The organism is Pseudoflavonifractor sp. AF19-9AC, from assembly GCF_003478995.1.
In the GTDB taxonomy this organism is placed as follows: Bacteria; Bacillota; Clostridia; order Oscillospirales; family Oscillospiraceae; genus Lawsonibacter.
In genome coordinates, this window is record NZ_QUGI01000008.1 from 95,995 (window position 1) to 116,128 (window position 20,134).

Here is a 20,134-nt window from a genome sequence, read left to right on the forward strand (position 1 = left end):
GAGTGTGCTTCCCCTATGCGCCTATCTTTCGCACTTCTTAGATAGAATGAAACTGCACCCTTGAGGGGTGACACCATGAACTTGCGCAGCCTTTTGGCCGGCGTCCCCCTCACGGGGGCAGCAACTGACCTTGATATGGAAATTTTTTCCATATCCTACGACAGCCGGACCTTGGAGCCCGGTGCTCTGTTTGTGGCCCTGTCCGGAGAGAAAACCGATGGCCACCGCCACATTGAGACCGCACTGAAAAAAGGGGCGGCGGCCGTTTTGTGCCGGGAAGCGCCCAAAGGAGCGGGGCCGTGGATTACCACGGAGGATACCCGCCTCGCTCTGGCGCTGGTGTCGGCCAACTGGTTTGGCCGGCCGGGAGACAACATGACTCTTCTGGCGGTCACCGGCACCAACGGAAAGACCACCACCACCAGCCTGCTCAAGGAGATGCTGGAGGGAGTATTGGAGACCAAGGTGGGCCTCATCGGCACCAACCGCAACCTGATCGGCCAGCGGGAACTGCCCGCTCACCGTACCACTCCTGAGAGCTATGAGCTTCAGCAGCTGCTGCGGCAGATGGCGGACGAGGGCTGCACCCATGTGGTGATGGAGGCCTCTTCCCACGCCCTGGTTCAGCACCGCACAGCGGGACTCACCTTTGACGCCGGGATTTTTACCAATCTGACCCAGGACCATTTGGACTACCACGGTACCATGGAGGCCTACCGTGAAGCCAAGGGGCTGCTCTTTGCCCAGAGCCGGCGGGCGGTTCTGAACTTGGATGACGAGGCGGGGCGCTACTATCAGAGGACCGTGTCCGTGCCGGTATTCACCTACTCGGAAAACCGGTCCAGTGCCGATCTCACCGCCCGGAATATCCGCCTCTTTCCCAGTCACGTGGAGTTTGAGGCGGTAACCCTGGGCAAGCTGGCCCGCATTCATCTGCCCATTCCTGGAGGCTTCTCCATCTATAACGCCCTGGCCGCCCTGTCTGCAGGGCTGTGCCTGGGGCTGGAGCTGGAGGACATGGCCCGGACCCTGCGCAGTGTCCACGGGGTAAAGGGGCGGGTGGAGGTGGTGCCTGTGCCAAAGGCCTACACCGTCCTCATTGACTACGCCCACACCCCCAATGCCCTGGAGAACATTCTCATGACTGCCCGGGACTTTACGGCGGGGCGGCTCATCTGCCTGTTCGGCTGCGGCGGGGACCGGGACCGGACCAAGCGCCCCATCATGGGTGCCATCGCCGGGGAACTGGCGGATCTGGTGGTGGTGACCTCCGACAATCCCCGCACCGAGGACCCGGAGGCTATCATTGCCGACATCCTCTCCGGGATGGAGGAGGGACCCATTCATGTGGAGCCCGACCGCCGCCGTGCCATCGGCTGGGCCCTGGAGCAGGGGCGGGCCGGAGATGTCATCGTTCTGGCAGGAAAGGGCCATGAGACGTATCAGGAGATCGATGGGGTGCAATATCCCATGGACGAGCGGGAAATTATAAAAGAGTGGTTTCAAAAGGCGGAAACGCGGCAAGATAAGGGTGGAAATCGCACCTTATCTGTTGTATAATATTATGCCGCGCTGTATGGGCGCGGATCTACGCAGGAGAAAGAGAACCTGGAGGTTTCGGTTATGACATACATCCTCAGCTTCATTGTGGCCTTTGGAGTGGCTGTGATTGCGGGACAGATTTTGATTCCGGTGCTGCGCCGGCTGAAGGCGGGGCAGTCCATTCGGGAGGACGGACCCACCTGGCACATGTCCAAGCAGGGAACCCCTACCATGGGCGGTTTGATGTTTATTCTGGCCGTGGCTGTGGCCATCTTTGTGGCGGGAGGGGATCTCATCCACAGGGGCTATTGGAACCACGTGTATGTGTTTCTGTTTGCCCTGGTATTTGGCGTCATTGGCTTTATTGATGATTTCCAGAAGCTACGCCACCATGCCAACGAGGGTCTGACGGCCCCGCAGAAGTTTCTCCTTCAGCTGGCCGCCGCCATCGCCTTTACGGTGCTCCTGCGGCAGCAGGGCATCCTCAGCCCCAACCTGTACATTCCCTTCCTGGGCACGGAGCTGATCCTGCCCTGGGTGGTCTATATGATCTTTGCCGCCTTTGTTATGGTGGGTACGGTGAATGCCGTCAACCTCACCGACGGCATTGACGGCCTGGCCACCGGCGTCACCATCCCTGTGGCTCTGTTCTATCTGGCTGTGTCCGCCTGGTATGGCCAGCAGGATCTGATGGTCATTTCCGCCGCCCTGGCCGGCGGCCTTTCCGCCTTCCTCATCTATAACTTCCACCCCGCCAAGGTCTTCATGGGGGACACCGGCTCCCTGTTCCTGGGCGGCATGGTGTGCGGTATGGCCTTTGCGCTGGACCTGCCCCTGGTCATTCCCATTGTGGGCCTGGTCTATGTGGTGGAGGTGCTCTCCGACATCATTCAGGTGGTCTACTTCAAGAAGACCCACGGCAAGCGCTTTTTCCGCATGGCCCCCCTCCATCACCACCTGGAGATGGGCGGCTGGAGCGAGACCAAGCTGTTCTGTGTCTTCTCCGGCGTGACCCTGGCGCTGTGTGTGCTGGCCTTTGTGGGAGTTATGTACCGCTATCCCGTGTGAGGACATTGCGTATCCAGTAGAATCCATGTGCCGCGCGGGACTGCGTGCGGCCTGGCCGCCGGGCGGGTACTGCCCGGAGAAAGGAAGTGAGATCCGATGCCTCGGAAACCAAAACGCGATTTGACCATGGAGGAACAGCTGGCCCGGGGCCCTATGGATCTCCCTTTCCTGATGCTGGTGATGCTGCTGGTAGGCATCGGGCTCATTATGGTGTTTTCCGCCTCTTATGCCTCCGCCTATTATGACGCCAAGGTGGGCAACAACCCTCTCTTCTATATCAAACGCCAGGCCATGTTTGCCGCCGTTGGCGTGGTGGGCATGTATCTGGTGTCCAAAATCAATTATCAGACCTTCCGCATTCTGTCCATCCCTTTGCTGATTGGCTCCATCGGCCTTCTGGTGCTGGTGCTCACCCCCTTGGGCGTAGAGATCAACGGCGCCCAGCGGTGGCTGAAGATTGCTTTGGTGGCCGGCCCCACCTATCAGCCCTCGGAGATTGCAAAAATTGCGCTGATCATCTTTTTTGCGGCCCGGCTGTCCAAACGGGACACGGAGAAAAAACGGAGGTACACCAACCGCACCCTCACCGGCCGCACCCTGAACCGGCTGGAGAAGGTGGGCTTTCTGGAGCTGGTGCCCTACGGCCTGGTTCTGGGCACCGTGTTGGCCCTGGTGCTGTTGGAGCGCCACATGTCGGGCACCATCCTGGTGATGGTGGGTGCCGCCTCGGTACTGTTTGCCGCGGGCATCAACCTGGGCTGGTTCATTGGGGCGGGCAGTCTGGCTGCCGCCGCCCTGGCTTTCATCATGCTGAACACCCCGTACATGACCCGGCGCATTGAGCTGTGGCTCAATCCCTGGCTGGATCCCCGGGACAAGGGCTACCAGACCATCCAGTCCCTGTATGCCATCGGCTCGGGCGGCCTTCTGGGCCGGGGCCTGGGCAAGAGCATGCAGAAGTTTCTCTACATCCCCGAGCCGGAAAACGACTTCGTCTTCTCCATCGTGGTGGAGGAGCTGGGCTTTATCGGCGCGGCCATCGTGCTGCTGCTGTTTGCCCTGCTCATCCTGCGGGGCTACTGGCTGGCCCTCCACGCAAGGGATAAATTCGGTTCTCTGACCATCGTGGGCATTACCACCCTGATGGCGGTCCAGGTGTTTTTGAACATCGGCGTGATTACAAACCTCATCCCCAACACTGGCATCTCGCTGCCCTTCTTCAGCTACGGCGGCACCGCTCTGGTGATGAATTTGGCCGAGATGGGCATTATCCTCAGCATTTCACGGCAGATCCCCGCGCCGAAAAAAGATTAACGGCCGGTGGGTCGGTTTCCTCGTTCAGACAATATACTTCTGAGGTGATTTCATGAACGTGCTCTTTACCTGCGGCGGAACCGCAGGACATGTAAACCCTGCGGTGGCGCTGGCCCGCATTTTCCAGGAAAAGCATCCCGGCTGCCGCATCCTGTTTGTGGGTGCGGACGGCGGTATGGAGAACAAGCTGGTGCCCAAGGAGGGGTATGAGATCCGCTCGGTCACCATTACCAACTTCCGCCGTTCCTTCGCTCCTGCCGATGTGCTCCACAATTTCGGCACTCTGGTCAACATGCAGAAGTCTAAGAAGCAGGCCCAGGCCATTCTGGACGAGTTCAAGCCCGATCTGGTGGTGGGGACCGGGGGCTATGCCTCCTTCCCTGTGGTGAGCGAGGCCGCCCGCCGGCACATCCCAACCGCCGTGCACGAGTCCAACGCTGTGCCCGGCCTGACCACCAAGGCGCTGTCCAAGGTGGTGGATCGGGTGATGGTAGGCTTTGAGGAGAGCCGAGCCCACTACGACCACCCCGAGAAGGTGGTGGTCACCGGCACTCCGGTGCGGGGAGACTTCTTCCGCTACACCCGGGAGGAGGCCCGGGCCAAGCTGGGCTTTGACGACCAGCGGCCCCTGCTGTTGTCCTACTGGGGCTCCCTGGGGGCCGAGGTGATGAACCAGAAGATGGTGGACTTCATCACCAAGGAATGCTATGACGGAGCGCCCTGGCGCCACATCCACGGCGCCGGCCGGGACTTCCCCTGGATGCAGGAGGAGCTGCTGCGCCGGGGCTTGCAGCTGGGGGACAACGGCATTGAGGTGCGGGAATACATCTACGACATGCCTCTGGTGATGGCTGCCGCCGACGTGGTGCTGTGCCGGGCCGGCGCCTCCACCATTTCGGAGATCGCCGCCATTGCCAAGCCCTCCATTCTGGTGCCCTCTCCCAATGTCACCGCCAACCACCAGGAGAAAAATGCCCGGGTGCTGGCTGACCAGGGAGCGGCCATTCTGCTGCGGGAGCAGGACTGCGTGGAGGACACCCTCTATGATACGGCCAGCCTCCTCATCCGGGAGCCCAGCCGCCGGGAGGAGATGTCCCAGGCCCTGAAGGCCATGGCAGTACCGGACGCGGGGCAGAAGATCTACGAGACCCTGCTGGAAATCATGCACTGACGGATTCCAGCGTGCAGAAACCAAGTTTCTCTTTTTCGCATAGGATAGCCTGAATATGGAGGATTTGGAGGCTATCCTATGAGTTGTTATCGAATTATGGGCGGCCGGCCTCTGGAGGGCCGCCTGACGGTCCAGGGGGCCAAGAACAGCGTGCTGCCCATTTTGTCGGCGTCGCTGCTGGCACCCGGCCGGAGCGTGATTGAAAACTGTCCCGATTTGTCCGACGTGTCCGCTGCCCTGGATATTCTGTCCCTTCTGGGCTGCCGGGTGGACCGGCAGGAGGACACGGTGACGGTGGACGCCTCGGTGCTGCGCCGCTTCGACATTCCGGAGCGACTGATGCGGGAGATGCGGTCCTCGGTGATTTTCCTGGGAGCGCTGCTGGCCCGAATGGGGGCGGCGGAGCTGTCCTACCCCGGCGGCTGTGAGTTGGGTCCCCGGCCCATAGATCTGCACCTGGCTGCCCTGCGGGCGCTGGGGGCGGAGATTCGGGAGGAGCAGGGCTGCCTGCGCTGCCGGGGAGGAAGCCACCTGCACGGACGGGAGCTGTGCCTGTCCATCCCCAGCGTGGGGGCCACGGAGAACGCCATGCTGGCCGCCTGCGGCTGTCCTGGCCTCACCACCATTGTGGGGGCCGCCCGGGAGCCGGAAATCGAGGATCTCCAGGCGTTCCTCCGTTCCATGGGCGCTCAGGTGTCCGGGGCGGGGAGTTCGGTGGTGTATATACGGGGCGGTCTGCCCCTCCACCCGGGCCACTGCCGGGTGATGGGAGACCGGATCGTGGCCGCTACTTACTTGTGCGCTGCCGGTGCGGCGGGAGGAAGGGTGGAGGTGACGGGGGTGAACCCCGAGCATCTGACCGCGGTGCTCTCCTGCCTGCAGGAGGCCGGGTGCGAGATACGTACCGGCCCGGACTGGGCCGTGGTGGAGAGTACGGCCCCGCTGCGGGGCATTTCTCCGGTGCGTACCGCCCCCTATCCCGGTTTTCCCACCGATGCCCAGGCCATTTTGATGGCCGCTCTGGCGGGCGGCCGGGGGACCACCATGTTTGTGGAGAATATCTTTGACAGCCGCTACCGCCATGTGGATGAGCTGCGCCGCATGGGAGCTGATATCCGGGCCTCCGGGCGGGTGGCTGTGGTGACCGGTGTCGGCCGCCTCCACGGCGCGCCAGTGCGGGGCACCGACCTGCGGGGCGGAGCCGCCCTGGTGGTGGCCGGTCTGGGGGCGGAGGGGGAGACCCTGGTCTCCGGACTCGGCCATATCCAGCGGGGCTATGACGGCCTGGAACGGGCCCTCGCTGCCCTGGGCGCGGACATACAGCGGGTGGACTGACCCAAAGCTATACATAGGAGATACCACTATGGCGAGAGGAAGAAACAACCGAAAACGCAGGCGGACCAGGAGGCGCTTCGGCCCCCTGTTCAAGCTGCTGTGCATCCTCACCGCCGCCGTCGCTCTTACCTTTGGCGCCACAGTATTTTTTCAGGTGGAGACCATTGTGGTCTCCGGCAACAGCCGCTATACCCAGGAGGAGATCATTGCGGCCGTGGGCGTCCAGGTGGGCGACAACCTGTTTCGGATGAATAAGTTTCAGCGGATTGAGCAGGCGGAGGAGCAGCTTCCCTATCTGGAGGATGTGGTGATCCGCCGAAGCCTGCCCAGCACCCTCACCATCACGGTGAAGGAGTGGGAGGCGGTGGCCCAGGTGCCCGGTGGGGAGGGCAACTGGCTCATCAGCGTGGGCGGAAAGCTGCTGGAGCAGGCGCCACCGGATTCCGGGGCCATCACCATTACCGGGCTGACCGCCCTGGCCCCCCAGCCGGGGCAGCAGCTGGCCGTTTCCCAGGAGGAGACACCCCGGCTGGAGGCGCTGCTGAAGCTGCTGGCGGTCCTGCAGGAGCAGAACATGCTCCAGGATGTCTCCGCTCTGGAGCTGACCTCCACCCGAATCAACATGGAGTATCAGGGCCGGTTTACGGTGAAGCTGCTGCTCAATGGTGACTTTTCCTACCGCATGAAGGTACTGCTGGAGGTAGTGCCCGAGCTGAATGAGAGCATGGGAGGGGACGTCCGGGGCAGCTGGGACCTGACGCAGGAGGAGTACCCGGCGGTATTTTCCGCCGAATAGAGGAGAAAGCTGGAAACTTTCGGCGCCTGAAGGATTTTCTCTTGACCTTAAGAAAAAAGAGCGATACAATATAACAAAATGTTGACTTGACAACGGGGCCTCCCCCACAATAGCTTGTTTTGGGGGAGGCTTTCATTTTCTACATAGGAGGAACGGGCAATGGCCTTCGGAATGGATATGGGTCCTGACAGCGTGGTAAACATCAAGGTAATCGGTGTAGGCGGCGGCGGCAACAACGTGGTCAACCGCATGGTGAGAACAGGCACCAAGGGTGTGGATTTCATCGCGGTGAACACGGATAAGCAGGCGCTTGCCGTCTCCAGCGCTACCTTTAAGATTCAGATTGGTGAGAAGCTGACCAACGGTCAGGGCGCCGGCTCCGACCCCGAGGTGGGCCGCAAGTCCGCCGAGGAGAACCGCACACAGATCTCCAAGGCTCTGGAGGATGCGGATATGGTGTTCATCACCGCTGGTATGGGCGGCGGCACCGGCACCGGCGCGGCTCCCATCGTGGCCGATATCGCCAAGGAGCTGGGTGTGCTCACCGTGGGCGTGGTCACCAAGCCCTTCCGTTTTGAGGGTATGCGCCGCATGAAGCAGGCCGAGGGCGGTATCACCGAGCTGCGCAACAAGGTGGACTCCCTGGTCATTATCCCCAACGAGCGGCTGAAGCTGGCCACCGACCAGAAGATCACCATGGTCAACGCCTTTGAAATTGCTGACGATGTGCTGCAGCAGGCCGTTCAGTCCATTTCCGACCTCATCAAGAACACCGGCTTCATCAACCTGGACTTTGCCGACGTGTCTGCCGTTATGAAGGACGCCGGCCGCGCTCACATGGGTGTGGGCCGTGCCGCCGGCAAGAACAAGGCCGAGGAGGCCGCCCGCATGGCCATTTCCAGCCCCCTGCTGGAGACCTCCATCAACGGGGCCAAGGGCGTGCTCATTAACGTCACCGGCTCCATGGACATCGGTCTGGAGGAAGTGGAGACTGCTGCCAATCTGGTGCAGGAGGCCGCTCACCCCGACGCCAACATCATCTTCGGTGCTGCCTTTGACGAGTCCCTGGAGGACGAGATCCGGGTCACCGTCATTGCCACCGGCTTTGACGAGAGCAAGACCGCTTCCACCCCGGCTCCTGCCCAGGCTCAGCCCGCTGCGCAGCCTGCCGCTGAGGCTCAGCCCGCTGCCCAAGCGGAGGAGAGCGCACCCGTGCAGCAGCCCGCCCCTGAGGCGCCCAAGTCCCCTGTCAGCGACGATGATTGGGACATTCTGGAGCGTATTTTCAGCAAGAAGCGCTGAATGTAATCAAATAAAAATCCCTCGCCGATCATTCGGCGCGGGATTTTTTTCGTTTACAGGAACAGAGCCAGCAGGGAGGTAAGGATGCCGCAGATGCAGATGGAGATGGAGCTCATGGCTCCCTGAAGCTGGCCGATCTCCATGGCCTTGGAGGTGCCCAGAGCGTGGCTGCAGGCGCCGATGGCTACCCCTTCTGCCACCGGATCGGTGACGCGAAAGAGCTTGGCAAAAAGCGGAGCGAAGATGGCACCCACCGCACCGGCGATGAGGACGGCGGCCACCGTGATGCTCTGAATCCCCCCGCCCGCGTCGGAGATGGCCACCGCGATGGCGGTGGTGACGCTTTTGGGCATCAGGGAGGCGGCTATGGAGGAATCCAGAACCAGCAGGCGGCACAGCAGCAGGATGGAGCCCACGCTGGTGAGAGTGCCCGCCAGGCAGCCGATGACCACAGGCCAGAAGTACTCCCGCAGCAGGGTGCGCTGGTGGTAGATGTTCAGGGCCAGTACCGCGGTGACGGGACCCAGCATGAGGGAGATCATGTCGCCCCCCAGCTGATAGGTGGAGTAGGGAATATCCAGGGCCACCAGCACCGCCAGAATGATGGCCACGGCGATGACCAGGGGATTGAGCAGGAAGATGCCCGTCCGCTTCTGCACCCAGCAGCCGATGCACCAGGCCACGCAGGTGAGCACCAGCCCAAAGAAGGGAGAGGAGAGCATGGCCTCAGCCATGGCGGGCACCCCCTTTCCGCATGCGCATCATCAGTTGGATCACCCAGGCGGTGACCAGATAGACCAGGGGAGTGGTGATGACGCTGATGAACAGGAAGGGGACCAGCACGGCGGACAGGGTGGACACATGCTCCAGGATGCCCACACAGGGGGGAATAAAGAAAAAGGCCATGTTGCTGGTAAAAAAGCCGCAGGTGCGGCGGATGTGCCGGTCCTTTACCGCCCCGCAGAGAAGCAGCGCCAGGAGAATCAGCAGACTGATGACGCTGGCGGGAAAGGGGATGGGCAGCAGGGCGGAAATACCCTCAGAGACCAGACAGATTCCAAAGATAATGGCGATCTCGCCCATAATGTTCAATGTAATCACCTCGGGAAACAATGAGAGACGGGGATGGGAGGCGGCGCCTTCCATCCCCGTCTGAAACGATGCGGAGGGATCAATCCCAGATTGCGGTGGCAAAGTAGTCCTCCGGAGTCTCAGCCCGGCGGATGAGCCGGACGGAGCCGTCCGTCTGGAGCAGCAGCTCTGCCGAGCGCAGGCGTCCGTTGTACTGATAGCCCATGGCGTGGCCGTGGGCTCCGGTGTCGTGGATGACCAGCAGGTCGCCGATCTGAATCTCCGGCAGCATGCGGTCAATGGCGAACTTGTCGTTGTTCTCGCACAGAGCGCCGGTGACGTCGTACATGTGGTCGCAGGGGGCGTTCTCCTTGCCCATGACGGTGATGTGGTGGTAGGCACCGTACATGGCGGGACGCATCAGATTGGCAGCGCAGGCGTCCACTCCGATGTAGTCCTTGTAGGTCTTTTTCTCGTGGAGCACCCGGGTGACCAGATGGCCGTTGGGGGCCAGCATGAAGCGGCCCAGCTCGGTGCACAGGGATACATCGCCCATGCCGGCGGGGACCAGAATCTCCTCATAGGCCCGGCGCACGCCCTCGCCGATGACGGCGATGTCATTGGCGGGCTGCTCGGGGCGGTAGGGGACGCCAACACCGCCGGAGAGGTTGATGAAGGTGATGTGACAGCCGGTCTCCTCCTTCAGCTCCACCGCCATGCGGAAGAGAATGGCGGCCAGGGCGGGGTAATACTCGTTGGACAGGGTGTTGGAGGCCAGGAAGGCGTGGATGCCGAACTCCTCTGCTCCCAGTTCCTTCAGGGTGCGGAAGGCCTGGGTCATCTGCTCCCGGGTCATGCCGTACTTGGCCTGACCGGGGTTGTCCATGACCTGGAAGCCCTCCTCGCTCTCACCCAGGGTGAAGGTGCCGCCGGGATTGTACCGACAGGAGATCTTCTTGGGGATGGAGCCGATGGTGTCCTTCAGAAATTCAATGTGGCTGATGTCGTCCAGATTGATGGTGGCTCCCAGCTTGGCGGCCAGGGCAAACTCCTCGGCGGGGGTGTCGTTGGAGGAGAACATGATCTCGTCCCCGGCAAAGCCGCAGCGCTGGGCCATCATCAGCTCCGTGAGGGAGGAGCAGTCCACGCCGCAGCCCTCCTCCTTCAGAATCTTGAGAATCTGAGGATTGGGGGTGGCCTTTACGGCGAAATATTCCCGGTAGCCGGGGTTCCAGGCGAAGGCCTTATACAGGACCCGGGCGGTGTCCCGGATGCCCGCTTCGTCGTAGATGTGGAAGGGGGTGGGGTATTGGGCAGCGATGGTCTCCAGCTGCTCCAGAGAAACAAAGGGCTTTTTCACAACTTGTCCACTCCTTATTCTGCCGCAGGCAGACAGATAAAATGCCTCCGTGGGGAGGCGAAAAGGGTCTGAAATAGGAAAATCAAGTATAGTTTATCCAGGTACAGCAAAAAAGTCAATGCGCGGAAGGCACAACATCCCGATAAAGGGGGATTTTTCTTTTGCCCATTCTGAAAAAAACCACAAAATCCAACAAATTCCCTTGCACTTCGGGGCAGATTCTGCTATGATACTTCGGAACGTGAAAGGAGGGAGCTTCCATGACTGGCTTGTTTCAGAAAAACCGGCTGTTTGGGCGTGGGAGTGCCGTCTTTTCTCATATTGGGGGACAATCACCGGCGTGATTGTCTTTTTTTGTGTGTAGAAGGGAGAAATGAAAATGAGTCAGAATGAACCCATCCGCGACGCACGGCAGCTTGGCACGCCCAAGATGCTGATTCTGGGCCTGCAGCACATGTTCGCCATGTTCGGCGCCACCATTCTGGTGCCCATCCTGGTGCAGCAGTACGGCCTGCCTCTGGATATCCAGACCACCCTGTTCTTCGCCGGCGTCGGCACCTTGTTTTTCCATGTGTGCTCCAAGTTCCAGATCCCTGCCTTCCTGGGATCCTCCTTCGCCTTCCTGGGCGGTTTCAGCACCATGGCTAACCTGAACACCGGCATCTATGAGAATATGCCGGCTCAGGAGAAGCTGGCCTACACCTGCGGCGGCATCGTGGTGGCCGGTCTTCTGTACCTGATTCTGGCTATGGTGATCCAGCTGGTGGGCGTAAAGAAGGTTATGCGCTTCCTGCCCCCTGTGGTCACCGGCCCCATCATCGTGTGCATCGGCCTGACCCTGGCCCCCTCTGCGGTGAGCAATGCCTCCACCTGCTGGCCTCTGGCCCTCATTGCCCTGGCTGTCATCATCATCTTCAACATCTGGGGCAAGGGCATGTTCAAGATCATCCCCATCCTCATGGGCGTGGTCATCTCCTACATCGCCGCCCTCATTATGAACGCCTGCGGCGTCACCATCTCCGACGGTGCGGGCGGCGTGAAGCCCCTCATGGACTTCACCGCTGTGGCTCAGGCCAGCTTTGTGGGTCTGCCCCCCTTCCAGATTGCCAAGTTTGACATCACTGCCATCCTGGTCATGGCCCCCATCGCCCTGGCTACCATGATGGAGCACATCGGCGATATGTCTGCCATCTCCGCCACGGTGGGCAAGAACTTCATTGAAAAGCCCGGCCTGCACCGCACCCTGGTGGGTGACGGTATTGCCACCGCCCTGGCCGGCATGTTCGGCGGTCCTGCCAACACCACCTACGGCGAGAACACCGGCGTTCTGGTGCTCTCCCGGGTCTATGACCCCCGGGTCATCCGTCTGGCCGCTGTGTACGCCATTGTCCTGTCCTTCATCCCCAAGGTGGCTGACATCATCGGCTCCATGCCTTCCGCCATTGTGGGCGGCGTGTCCTTCATCCTCTACGGTATGATTTCCGCCATCGGTGTACGCAACATCGTGGAGAACAACGTGGACCTCACCAAGTCCCGCAACCTCATTATCGCCGCCGTGATCCTGGTGTGCGGCCTGGGCTTCTCCTCCGGCCTCACCTTCAATGTGGGCGGTACCTCCATCACCCTCACCGGTCTGGCCATCGCCGCTCTGGCCGGCATCATCCTCAACGCCATCCTCCCCGGCAATGACTATGAGTTCGGCACCAACCCCGAGGGCGACCAGAACCGGGGCATTCACGCGCAGTAATTGCGGAACATAGAATGAAATCAGACCGCCGTCCGGCCCTTAAAGCCGGGCGGCGGCTTTTCTTAAGGAAGAGAAAAGCAATCCTAAAAAATTGATTAAAAGCCGCAGACGCTTCTTGCGTGGGTGGAAAAAATAAGATAGAATGAGACCACAAAGACGGGAGACCGTATCATAAAGGAGGTTTCATAACCATGGGATTTTTTGACGAGTTTAAGGAGAAAACCACCGATCTGGCTCAGGCCGGTGTGGCCCAGTCCAAGCGCCTGGCAGAGATTGCCAAGCTGAAGGTCTCCAATCTGGGGGAAGAGGACACAATCAAGAAGGCCCATATTGAGATTGGCAAGCTGTATTATGCCGAGCACGGCAGCGCGCCCGAGGGCGCCTATGCCGCCGCCTGTGAGAAGATTACCGCTGCCCGGGCCGCCATCGAGACCAACAACGACCGCATCGCCCAGCTGAAGAGCAGCGCGGACGAGGAGGACGAGGAGCCGGAGATCGTGGTGGCTGTGGAGGCCCAGCCGGTCAGCCAGCCTGAGCCTGCCCAGGAGCCCCAGCCTGAGGAGCCCCAGGAGGTCCAGGAGGAACCCAAAAGCGAAGAGTAAGCAGAAAAGGTCCGTCCCGGCTTTGCCGGGACGGACTGTGTCCTGTCTGCCGGCTGCCTGACAGGAGCTGGTATGAAGGGGAAAGGGTGGCAGAAGCCCCATGGAGCAGCCGGCCTGAGGCCGGGAAAGGAAGAATTTTTATGTTGTTTGTTGGGTATCCTAAATGTTCTACCAGCCAGCGGGCCAAAAAATTCCTGGACAGCCGGGGCGTGTCCTATGAGTATCGGGACATCAAGGAGGACAATCCCTCCCTGGAAGAGCTGCGCCAGTGGACGAAGGAGAGCGGCCTGCCCCTGAAGAAGTGGTTTAATACCTCCGGGCAGGTCTATAAGGCACTGGGACTGAAGGACAAGCTGCCCGGGATGACGGAGGAGGAGCAGCTCCATCTTCTGGCGGGTGACGGCATGCTGGTGAAGCGGCCCATTCTGGTGGGAGAAGATTTTGTACTGGTTGGCTTTCGTGAGGAAGAGTGGACGGCCAGAACATAACATAAATTTCCAGATGGAAGCGCTGTTTCGGCGCTCTTGCAGGGAATCCAGACGCCTCAGGCGCTGGCCTTTGCTCAGCTGGTAATGCTGGAAGGCCTCTCCACGGTTGAAGCCCCAAATTGCAGGCCATAATGAAAAGGCGGACGGCAAACGTGCCGTCCGTTTTTTGCTTGCAAGGGGGTGGAAGCATGGAACAAGAACCAAAACAACAGGGCGGCATGGCGCTGCTGTGGCTTGGGGCGGCGGCCATGTTTTTGGCGGTGATCCTGCTGGCGGTGCTGTCCTGGGACGGCCAGGAGGAGACGGTACCGGCCATGGCGCCGCTGTCCGCTCATACGGCGGCCGCTGAAAGCGCCGAAGCGGGGACCAGAATGGTGATTCCCGTGGGCAAGGCGGTGGGCATCAAGCTCTTTTCCGACGGCGTGCTGGTGGTGGGCCTGTCTCCGGTGGAGACCGACGAAGGGTCCCGCTACCCGGGCCGGGACAGCGGTCTGAAAACCGGTGACCTCATCACCCACATTGATGGGGAAGAGGTGGACACCATTGAGGAAATTCAAAAGGCTGTGGCCCAGCGGCAGGGAGATTCTCTGGCCATTCAGGCGGTGCGGGGCCAGCAGCAGCTTCAGCTGACGGTCTCCCCGGTAGAAAACAGCCAGGGTGTGTACCAGTTGGGCGTGTGGCTGCGGGATTCCATGGCTGGGATCGGCACCATGACCTTTTATGACCCGGACAGCCAGATGTTTGCGGCCCTGGGCCACGGCATCAACGACGTGGATACCGCTATGCTGATGCCGCTGGAGTCGGGCAGTATCATGCCTGCCACGGTGGCTGACGTGAAAAAGGGGACCAGCGGCCAGCCCGGCGAGCTCCACGGGGAGTTTGACCTGACCACAGACCTGGGCACCCTGTACGCCAATACCAGCCGGGGCATTTTCGGACATCTGGCCCAGCAGACCCTGGTCCAGAACCTGCAGCCCGTGCCTGTGGCCCGGCAGGACGAGGTGAAAGTAGGAGAGGCGGAGATCCGCTCCAACATCCGCGGAGACCAGGTGGAGACCTTCTCTATCCGGATTACCCGGGTCAGCGACACGGGAGATGGTACCCGGAGCCTCATGCTGGAGGTAACGGATCCCCGGCTGCTGGAGAGCACCGGCGGCATTGTTCAGGGCATGAGCGGTTCGCCCATTCTTCAAAATGGTAAATTGGTGGGAGCGGTGACCCATGTTCTGGTCAACGATCCCACCCGGGGCTACGGCATACTGGCCCAGGACATGCTGGACCAGGCGGGACTTGCCCCGCAAGCCAAGGTATCCTGAATTCCAGTTCCCCGGACTCCGCCTGGTAAACAGGCAGAGTCCGGGGAACTTCCATGGCAGCGCCTGGAGGAAGAAGCCAGAGAAAAAACGGTGAAAAGAGAAACAAAAAGAAGAAAAACCGGAAAAAACGGTAAAAATTTTTGATAAAGAGTCGAAATTAAAGGAACGGTTTATTGCCATAATTTTCCAAAAACATCTTGCGTACGCTGTCTGATTGTGCTAAATTGTAGGTGACCGGTCGAAACAGACGGAGGCTAGGAACTGGATGGGTCTCCGGGCTGTTCAGAATAGATACGTTGAAATGGAGAGGAGAATTCAGAAATGGACGCTGTCAAGCGCATTTTGCTGGCGGACACAGGGGAAGAGTTTCGCCTTTCTCTGGCCAGTCACATAAATGACGAGACGGACATGCAGGTAGTGGGCGAGACCGGCGATGGAATGGAACTGCTGCACATGGTGCGGGAGCTGGAGCCGGACGCAGTGGTAATGGAGATGGTGCTGACCGGCATGGACGGGCTGGAAGTGCTGGACGAGCTGAACAAGCTGGAGCACCGGCCCAAGGTACTGATTCTGTCCAGTTACATCCGGAGCGCAGCGGTGGAGACGGCGGCGGCACGGGGTGCCGACTTCTATCTTACCAAGCCCAGCCGTCCGTCCACGGTGTGCGAGCGGATCCGGCAGATGACCTCTGGTGGTGTGGAGGCGGAGCGGGGTAGCAGAGGAATCAGCATGGAGACGCGGGTGACCGCTATCATCCATGAAGTGGGTGTGCCGGCCCACATCAAAGGGTACCAGTATCTGCGGGAGGCCATTTTGATTGCGGTCAACGACATGGATGTCATCAATGCCGTGACCAAGGTGCTTTACCCCGAGGTGGCCAAGCGCTTCGGAACCACAGCCAGCCGGGTGGAGCGGGCCATCCGCCACGCCATTGAGGTGGCCTGGGACCGGGGCGATCTGGAAACCCTGCAGAAGTACTTCGGGTACACCGTCAGCAATACCAAGGGTAAGCCCACCAATTCCGAGTTTATTGCCATGATTGCCGACCGCCTGCAGCTGCAGCTGCGGCAGAATTAACGTTCATCGGCGGGGGACGTCCTTCCGAAATAGAGAGAAATACAGGAGAATTGCGATGATCATCGATTATGTGCCCCGGGGAGTTTGCTCCCGTAAAATTACCATTGAACTGAAGGACGATGTGATTGAGTCAGTTAAGATATTGGGGGGCTGCAGCGGAAATCTGCAGGGCTTGTCCAACCTGCTGAAGGGGATGAATCGCCAGGAGGCGATCCGGCGGCTGGAAGGCATTCGCTGCGGAATGAAGCCAACCTCCTGCCCGGATCAGATCGCCCGTGCGCTGAAAAGCGGGGCACAATAAAATGGGACAAGGTGCTGTGGGCACCAACTCCCGGAACATGGAAACGGCCTTCCCAGGAAGGCCGTTTTTTGTTGCTCCGGGCAGAAAAAAGGAAAAGGGGGGATCAAAGAACTGTATGGAGGAAGATAGGACAGTTTCTTGCGATATGCGTTCCGGAAGTCCTCCTTTGCCGAAATTAAAAATTTTTATTTTTTCTGCCAATTTTTTTAATAGAAAAAAAGCAAAATTTCAGAAGTTATGTAAAAGTGCAATAAATCGAGAAAAAGTGGATTGCTTTTTTGGGTGAAATATAGTAAAATAAAAACCGTCAAGAAGCCATACCTATAAGAAAGATATGGATTGGAGGAATTCAAAATGAAAAAGAAACTTGCTCTTGCTCTGGCGGCCGTAATGGTCCTCTCCATGGCACTGACCTCCTGCGGCAATGATTCCAAACCCTCGTCTTCCGGCGGTTCTTCCACCTCCGGCGGCGGAAGTTCCGTCTCCTCCGGCGGCAGCGAGTCCGGCCTGTCCCCCAAGGAGGGCGGCACCAGCCTCACCTTCACCACCGGCGGCGAGACCGGCACCTATTACGGCTTTGGCAGCGTCATTGCCGGTAAGGTCACTGACCTGACCAGCACCTCCGTGAAGGCCATCTCTTCCAACGGTTCCGACGCCAATATCAAGGCCATGCAGCTGGGCGATGCCCAGATCGGTTTCTCCCAGTCCGACGTTATGGTCTACGCCTACAACGGTGAGCGTACCTTCACCGAGGCCGTTACTGACTTCTCCGTGGTGGCCAACCTCTACATGGAGCAGGTCCAGATCGTCACTCTGGATCCCGATATCAAGACCGTGGCTGACCTGAAGGGCAAGCGCGTCTCCGTAGGCGCCTCCGGCTCCGGCGTGTACTTCAACGCGGTGGACATTCTGGGCGCCTATGGCCTGGACATTGAGAAGGACATCACCCCCACCTATCAGTCCTTCGGTGATTCCACCGAGGCTCTGAAGGACGGTCAGATCGACGCCGCCTTCGTGGTGGCCGGCGCTCCCACTACTGCCGTTACCGACCTGGCTTCCGGCCGCGACGTGTATCTGGTCAGCCTGGACCAGGAGCACATCGACGCTCTGATTGAGGCTTCCCCCTATTACAGCCCCGCCACCATCAGCAAGGACGTGTACGGCGCCGCTGAGGATGCTACCACTGTGGCCATCGGCGCTGTGGTCATCGCCCGGGATGACGTGTCCGAGGCTGACGTCTACAACTTCCTGTACGGCACCTTCGAGGACATCCCCAACCTGTCTCACGGCAAGGCCGCTGAGCTGGATCTGGAGTTTGCCTCTTCCGTCACCTCCATTGGTTATCACCCCGGCGCTGTTGCCTACTTCGCCGATAAGGGAATTACCGTTTCCGGCAAGTAAGTAAGCCAAATTAAGCCGATAGTGAGGGCGGCTGCGGCGGCCTCGCCCGCCGCAGCCGCCCTCAGTCTATGCTTAAGAATTTGCGAACGCCTCGGAGCAGATGCGTCTGCGCCTGGCGGGACGCGGAGGCATGTGCTCCGTGGTGTGTCTCGCAGGGAGAAAGGAGAACGTTTATGGAACCCAACGAGAGAGAGAAACTGACTGATGTTCAGTCAGAAGTGGATGTCTCGGTTGGCAGTGCGGCCGATGTGGACGCCATCATGAAGAAATATGACAAGGAGTCCAACACCCGCATCTGGGAGGGAACGCCCAAGACCGTCATCCGGATGATAGGCATTCTGTTTTCCTGTTACTGTATTTTTTCCACGCTGAAGGGCTGGCCCACGCTGCCGGAGCAGAAATTGAACATTTTTCTGGGTTTGATTCTGGTTGTGGGCTATCTGCACTACCCCATCCGGAAGGGACATGTGAGGCCCAATCACCTCCCTTGGTATGACATTATCATCATGGTGGTGGGTGCATTCCCCTTCTTCTACTTTGCCTACAAGGCAAACGAGGTCATCAAGCTCTCCAGCTTTGTGACTCAGGATATGAAGATGGTGGTCTTGGCCATTGTGGGCGTGCTGGCCTTTATGGAACTGTGCCGTCGGTGTGTGGGCATTCCCATTTTGTGCGTGCTGGGCGCACTGCTGATCTACGCCCTGTCCACCGTCCGTTTTGGCAAGGTGATCTATGATCTGTTCTATACCACCAACGGCATCATGGGTACCCCCATCAATGTCTGCCAGAAGTACATCGTCATCTTCATTATCTTCGGTGCCTTCCTGGAGCGCACCGGCATCGCCAATTTCTTCATCAACCTGGCCAACTGCGTGGCTGGCTCTTCCGCGGGCGGTCCGGCCAAGGTGGCTGTCATCTCCTCCGCTCTGTGCGGCATGGTGTCCGGCTCCTCCGTGGGCAACACCGTGACCACCGGCTCGGTGACCATTCCCATGATGAAGAAGACCGGCTACAAGCCTGAGTTTGCCGGCGCCGTGGAGGCTGCCGCCTCCACCGGCGGTCAGATCATGCCCCCCATCATGGGCGCCGCCGCCTTCCTCATGGCCGAGTATATGAACCGGCCCTACGCCGAGGTGGCCCTGAAAGCCATTCTCCCCGCTGTCCTCTACTTTACCGGCATCTACATCGCCGTCCATCTGGAGGCCAAAAAACTGGGCCTGAAGGGTATTCCCAGAAATGAGCTGCCCAAGTTCAGCAAGCTGCTGCCCAAGATTTATCTGCTGCTGCCCCTGGTGGTGCTGGTGGTTCTGGTGTCTGCCCAGATTCGTACCATGCAGACCTCCGCCGCCATCGCCATCCTCATTACCATTATTGTGGGCGTGATCAACACCCTGATCAACAAAGCCGCCCATATCGACGAGCCCAGTGAGGAATTCACCCTTACCAAATTCTTTGACGCCCTGGAAGCGGGCGGTAAGAGCGCCGTCACTGTGGCTGTGGCCTGCGCCATGGCCGGTCTGGTAGCCGGCTGCATCACCACCACTGGTCTGGCATCCACCCTCATCACCACCATCGTCAAGATTTCCGGTGGGCAGAAGATCATCGCTTTGTTCCTCACCATGATCTGCTGTATCGTTCTGGGTATGGGCGTGCCTACCACCGCTAACTTCTGCATCATGGCCTCCACCTGCGCCCCCATCCTGATGGACAGCCGCATCGGCATCGTCCCCGTGGCCGCTTACTTCTTCGTGTTCTACTTCGGCATCGTGGCCGACATCACCCCGCCCGTGGCTCTGGCTGCCTATGCCGGATCTGCCATCGCCAAGGCTCCCCCGATGAAGACGGCTCTCAACGCTACACGGTTGGCCATTGCCGCCTTCATTGTGCCTTACATCTTTGCCAACAGCCCGGTGATGCTTTTCGAGTTTGAAGAGGGAATGGCTACTGCATTCATTGTCCTTCAGGTGGTTCAGATCTGTGTTTCTTCCCTGCTGGGCATCTTCGGTGTGGCCGCCGCCCTCAACGGCTACATCTTTGGCAAGCTGAATCCGCTGTTCCGCATTCTGATGGCCGTTGGTGGCCTGGGAATGATGATTCCCGGTACCATTACCGACGTTGCAGGCCTGATTCTGGTGGGCGGCATCTACGTCTTCCAGCGCATGAATGCCAAGAAGGCAGTTCGAGCCTGATTGCTTCAACATCCATCAAAAAAGTTGAAAAACCGGCGGGGCCCCCAAAAGGGG

At 59.7% G+C, this 20,134-nt stretch carries 19 protein-coding genes; 16 read left to right on the forward strand and 3 right to left on the reverse strand.

Going from position 1 to position 20,134, the window contains the following annotated elements; genetic code table 11:
• Positions 1-75: 75 nt before the first annotated feature.
• The 7 genes from DWX58_RS13295 (at position 76) to ftsZ (ending at position 8,528) form a co-directional block, all read left to right on the forward strand.
• Positions 76-1,560 carry a UDP-N-acetylmuramoyl-L-alanyl-D-glutamate--2,6-diaminopimelate ligase gene (locus DWX58_RS13295; RefSeq protein WP_118644593.1) on the forward strand — a complete coding sequence of 495 codons (1,485 nt, stop codon included), beginning with the start codon at positions 76-78 and terminating at the stop codon, positions 1,558-1,560.
• 63 nt (positions 1,561-1,623) lie between these two features.
• Positions 1,624-2,610, forward strand: coding sequence for a phospho-N-acetylmuramoyl-pentapeptide-transferase (gene mraY / locus DWX58_RS13300; protein ID WP_118644595.1), 987 nt, complete (start codon positions 1,624-1,626; stop codon positions 2,608-2,610).
• 96 nt (positions 2,611-2,706) lie between these two features.
• A complete protein-coding gene (ftsW, locus tag DWX58_RS13305; RefSeq protein ID WP_243093510.1) occupies positions 2,707-3,924 on the forward strand; it encodes a putative lipid II flippase FtsW in 1,218 nt (405 codons plus the stop codon).
• Between the two features lie 52 nt (positions 3,925-3,976).
• Positions 3,977-5,095 (forward strand): undecaprenyldiphospho-muramoylpentapeptide beta-N-acetylglucosaminyltransferase, encoded by a 1,119-nt coding sequence (gene murG, locus DWX58_RS13310; RefSeq protein ID WP_118644597.1) that lies wholly within the window; start codon positions 3,977-3,979, stop codon positions 5,093-5,095.
• Positions 5,096-5,173: 78 nt separating this feature from the next.
• On the forward strand, positions 5,174-6,430 hold the full coding sequence (gene murA / locus DWX58_RS13315) for a UDP-N-acetylglucosamine 1-carboxyvinyltransferase (protein ID WP_118644599.1): 1,257 nt from the start codon (positions 5,174-5,176) through the stop codon (positions 6,428-6,430).
• Positions 6,431-6,458: 28 nt separating this feature from the next.
• The gene (locus DWX58_RS13320) at positions 6,459-7,226 is read left to right on the forward strand and encodes an FtsQ-type POTRA domain-containing protein (protein WP_158579292.1); all 768 of its coding nucleotides are present in this window, start codon (positions 6,459-6,461) and stop codon (positions 7,224-7,226) included.
• Between the two features lie 159 nt (positions 7,227-7,385).
• On the forward strand, positions 7,386-8,528 hold the full coding sequence (gene ftsZ, locus DWX58_RS13325; RefSeq protein ID WP_118644603.1) for a cell division protein FtsZ: 1,143 nt from the start codon (positions 7,386-7,388) through the stop codon (positions 8,526-8,528).
• Positions 8,529-8,581: 53 nt separating this feature from the next.
• On the opposite strand, the gene DWX58_RS13330 is transcribed toward ftsZ, so the two are convergent.
• The 3 genes from DWX58_RS13330 to DWX58_RS13340 are packed head-to-tail and all read right to left on the reverse strand — an operon-like array spanning position 8,582 to position 10,959.
• Complete coding sequence (locus DWX58_RS13330; RefSeq protein ID WP_118644605.1) at positions 8,582-9,262, reverse strand: LrgB family protein; 681 nt, start codon at positions 9,260-9,262, stop codon at positions 8,582-8,584.
• Entirely contained in the window at positions 9,255-9,722 is a 468-nt protein-coding gene (locus DWX58_RS13335; protein WP_243093512.1) for a CidA/LrgA family protein, read from the reverse strand. Before DWX58_RS13335 ends, DWX58_RS13330 begins: the two co-directional genes overlap by 8 nt.
• Positions 9,700-10,959, reverse strand: a complete 1,260-nt coding sequence (locus DWX58_RS13340) for a diaminopimelate decarboxylase (RefSeq protein ID WP_199648841.1) — start codon at positions 10,957-10,959, stop codon at positions 9,700-9,702. The genes DWX58_RS13335 and DWX58_RS13340 overlap by 23 nt, the downstream gene beginning before the upstream one ends.
• Positions 10,960-11,338: 379 nt before the next feature.
• Here DWX58_RS13340 and DWX58_RS13345 point away from each other — a divergent pair, with 379 nt between their 5' ends.
• The 9 genes from DWX58_RS13345 to DWX58_RS13380 all read left to right on the forward strand — a co-directional run bounded on the left by DWX58_RS13345 (position 11,339) and on the right by DWX58_RS13380 (position 20,080).
• Positions 11,339-12,706 (forward strand): uracil-xanthine permease family protein, encoded by a 1,368-nt coding sequence (locus DWX58_RS13345; RefSeq protein ID WP_118644709.1) that lies wholly within the window; start codon positions 11,339-11,341, stop codon positions 12,704-12,706.
• A gap of 191 nt (positions 12,707-12,897) precedes the next feature.
• Positions 12,898-13,308 carry a serine proteinase gene (locus DWX58_RS13350; RefSeq protein ID WP_199648843.1) on the forward strand — a complete coding sequence of 137 codons (411 nt, stop codon included), beginning with the start codon at positions 12,898-12,900 and terminating at the stop codon, positions 13,306-13,308.
• 140 nt (positions 13,309-13,448) lie between these two features.
• Complete coding sequence (locus tag DWX58_RS13355) at positions 13,449-13,796, forward strand: arsenate reductase family protein (protein ID WP_118644609.1); 348 nt, start codon at positions 13,449-13,451, stop codon at positions 13,794-13,796.
• 188 nt (positions 13,797-13,984) lie between these two features.
• On the forward strand, positions 13,985-15,112 hold the full coding sequence (gene spoIVB / locus DWX58_RS13360) for a SpoIVB peptidase (protein WP_243093514.1): 1,128 nt from the start codon (positions 13,985-13,987) through the stop codon (positions 15,110-15,112).
• A gap of 321 nt (positions 15,113-15,433) precedes the next feature.
• Positions 15,434-16,189, forward strand: coding sequence for a sporulation transcription factor Spo0A (spo0A, locus tag DWX58_RS13365; protein ID WP_118644611.1), 756 nt, complete (start codon positions 15,434-15,436; stop codon positions 16,187-16,189).
• A 55-nt stretch (positions 16,190-16,244) separates the two neighbouring features.
• Complete coding sequence (locus DWX58_RS13370; RefSeq protein ID WP_118644613.1) at positions 16,245-16,490, forward strand: TIGR03905 family TSCPD domain-containing protein; 246 nt, start codon at positions 16,245-16,247, stop codon at positions 16,488-16,490.
• Positions 16,491-16,527: 37 nt separating this feature from the next.
• Positions 16,528-16,776 carry a hypothetical protein gene (locus DWX58_RS15160; protein ID WP_147382279.1) on the forward strand — a complete coding sequence of 83 codons (249 nt, stop codon included), beginning with the start codon at positions 16,528-16,530 and terminating at the stop codon, positions 16,774-16,776.
• Positions 16,777-16,844: 68 nt separating this feature from the next.
• Positions 16,845-17,891, forward strand: a complete 1,047-nt coding sequence (locus DWX58_RS13375; protein ID WP_118644615.1) for a TAXI family TRAP transporter solute-binding subunit — start codon at positions 16,845-16,847, stop codon at positions 17,889-17,891.
• A 173-nt stretch (positions 17,892-18,064) separates the two neighbouring features.
• A complete protein-coding gene (locus DWX58_RS13380; RefSeq protein ID WP_118644617.1) occupies positions 18,065-20,080 on the forward strand; it encodes a TRAP transporter fused permease subunit in 2,016 nt (671 codons plus the stop codon).
• Positions 20,081-20,134: the final 54 nt, after the last annotated feature.

Coding starts and splice junctions, on each gene's coding strand:
- DWX58_RS13295 (WP_118644593.1), top strand. CDS start 76: ATGAACTTGCGCAGCCTTTTGGCCGGCGTCCCCCTCACGGGGGCAGCA.
- mraY (WP_118644595.1), top strand. CDS start 1,624: ATGACATACATCCTCAGCTTCATTGTGGCCTTTGGAGTGGCTGTGATT.
- ftsW (WP_243093510.1), top strand. CDS start 2,707: ATGCCTCGGAAACCAAAACGCGATTTGACCATGGAGGAACAGCTGGCC.
- murG (WP_118644597.1), top strand. CDS start 3,977: ATGAACGTGCTCTTTACCTGCGGCGGAACCGCAGGACATGTAAACCCT.
- murA (WP_118644599.1), top strand. CDS start 5,174: ATGAGTTGTTATCGAATTATGGGCGGCCGGCCTCTGGAGGGCCGCCTG.
- DWX58_RS13320 (WP_158579292.1), top strand. CDS start 6,459: ATGGCGAGAGGAAGAAACAACCGAAAACGCAGGCGGACCAGGAGGCGC.
- ftsZ (WP_118644603.1), top strand. CDS start 7,386: ATGGCCTTCGGAATGGATATGGGTCCTGACAGCGTGGTAAACATCAAG.
- DWX58_RS13330 (WP_118644605.1), bottom strand. CDS start 9,262: ATGGCTGAGGCCATGCTCTCCTCTCCCTTCTTTGGGCTGGTGCTCACC.
- DWX58_RS13345 (WP_118644709.1), top strand. CDS start 11,339: ATGAGTCAGAATGAACCCATCCGCGACGCACGGCAGCTTGGCACGCCC.
- DWX58_RS13350 (WP_199648843.1), top strand. CDS start 12,898: ATGGGATTTTTTGACGAGTTTAAGGAGAAAACCACCGATCTGGCTCAG.
- DWX58_RS13355 (WP_118644609.1), top strand. CDS start 13,449: ATGTTGTTTGTTGGGTATCCTAAATGTTCTACCAGCCAGCGGGCCAAA.
- spoIVB (WP_243093514.1), top strand. CDS start 13,985: ATGGAACAAGAACCAAAACAACAGGGCGGCATGGCGCTGCTGTGGCTT.
- spo0A (WP_118644611.1), top strand. CDS start 15,434: ATGGACGCTGTCAAGCGCATTTTGCTGGCGGACACAGGGGAAGAGTTT.
- DWX58_RS13370 (WP_118644613.1), top strand. CDS start 16,245: ATGATCATCGATTATGTGCCCCGGGGAGTTTGCTCCCGTAAAATTACC.
- DWX58_RS15160 (WP_147382279.1), top strand. CDS start 16,528: ATGGAAACGGCCTTCCCAGGAAGGCCGTTTTTTGTTGCTCCGGGCAGA.
- DWX58_RS13375 (WP_118644615.1), top strand. CDS start 16,845: ATGAAAAAGAAACTTGCTCTTGCTCTGGCGGCCGTAATGGTCCTCTCC.
- DWX58_RS13380 (WP_118644617.1), top strand. CDS start 18,065: ATGGAACCCAACGAGAGAGAGAAACTGACTGATGTTCAGTCAGAAGTG.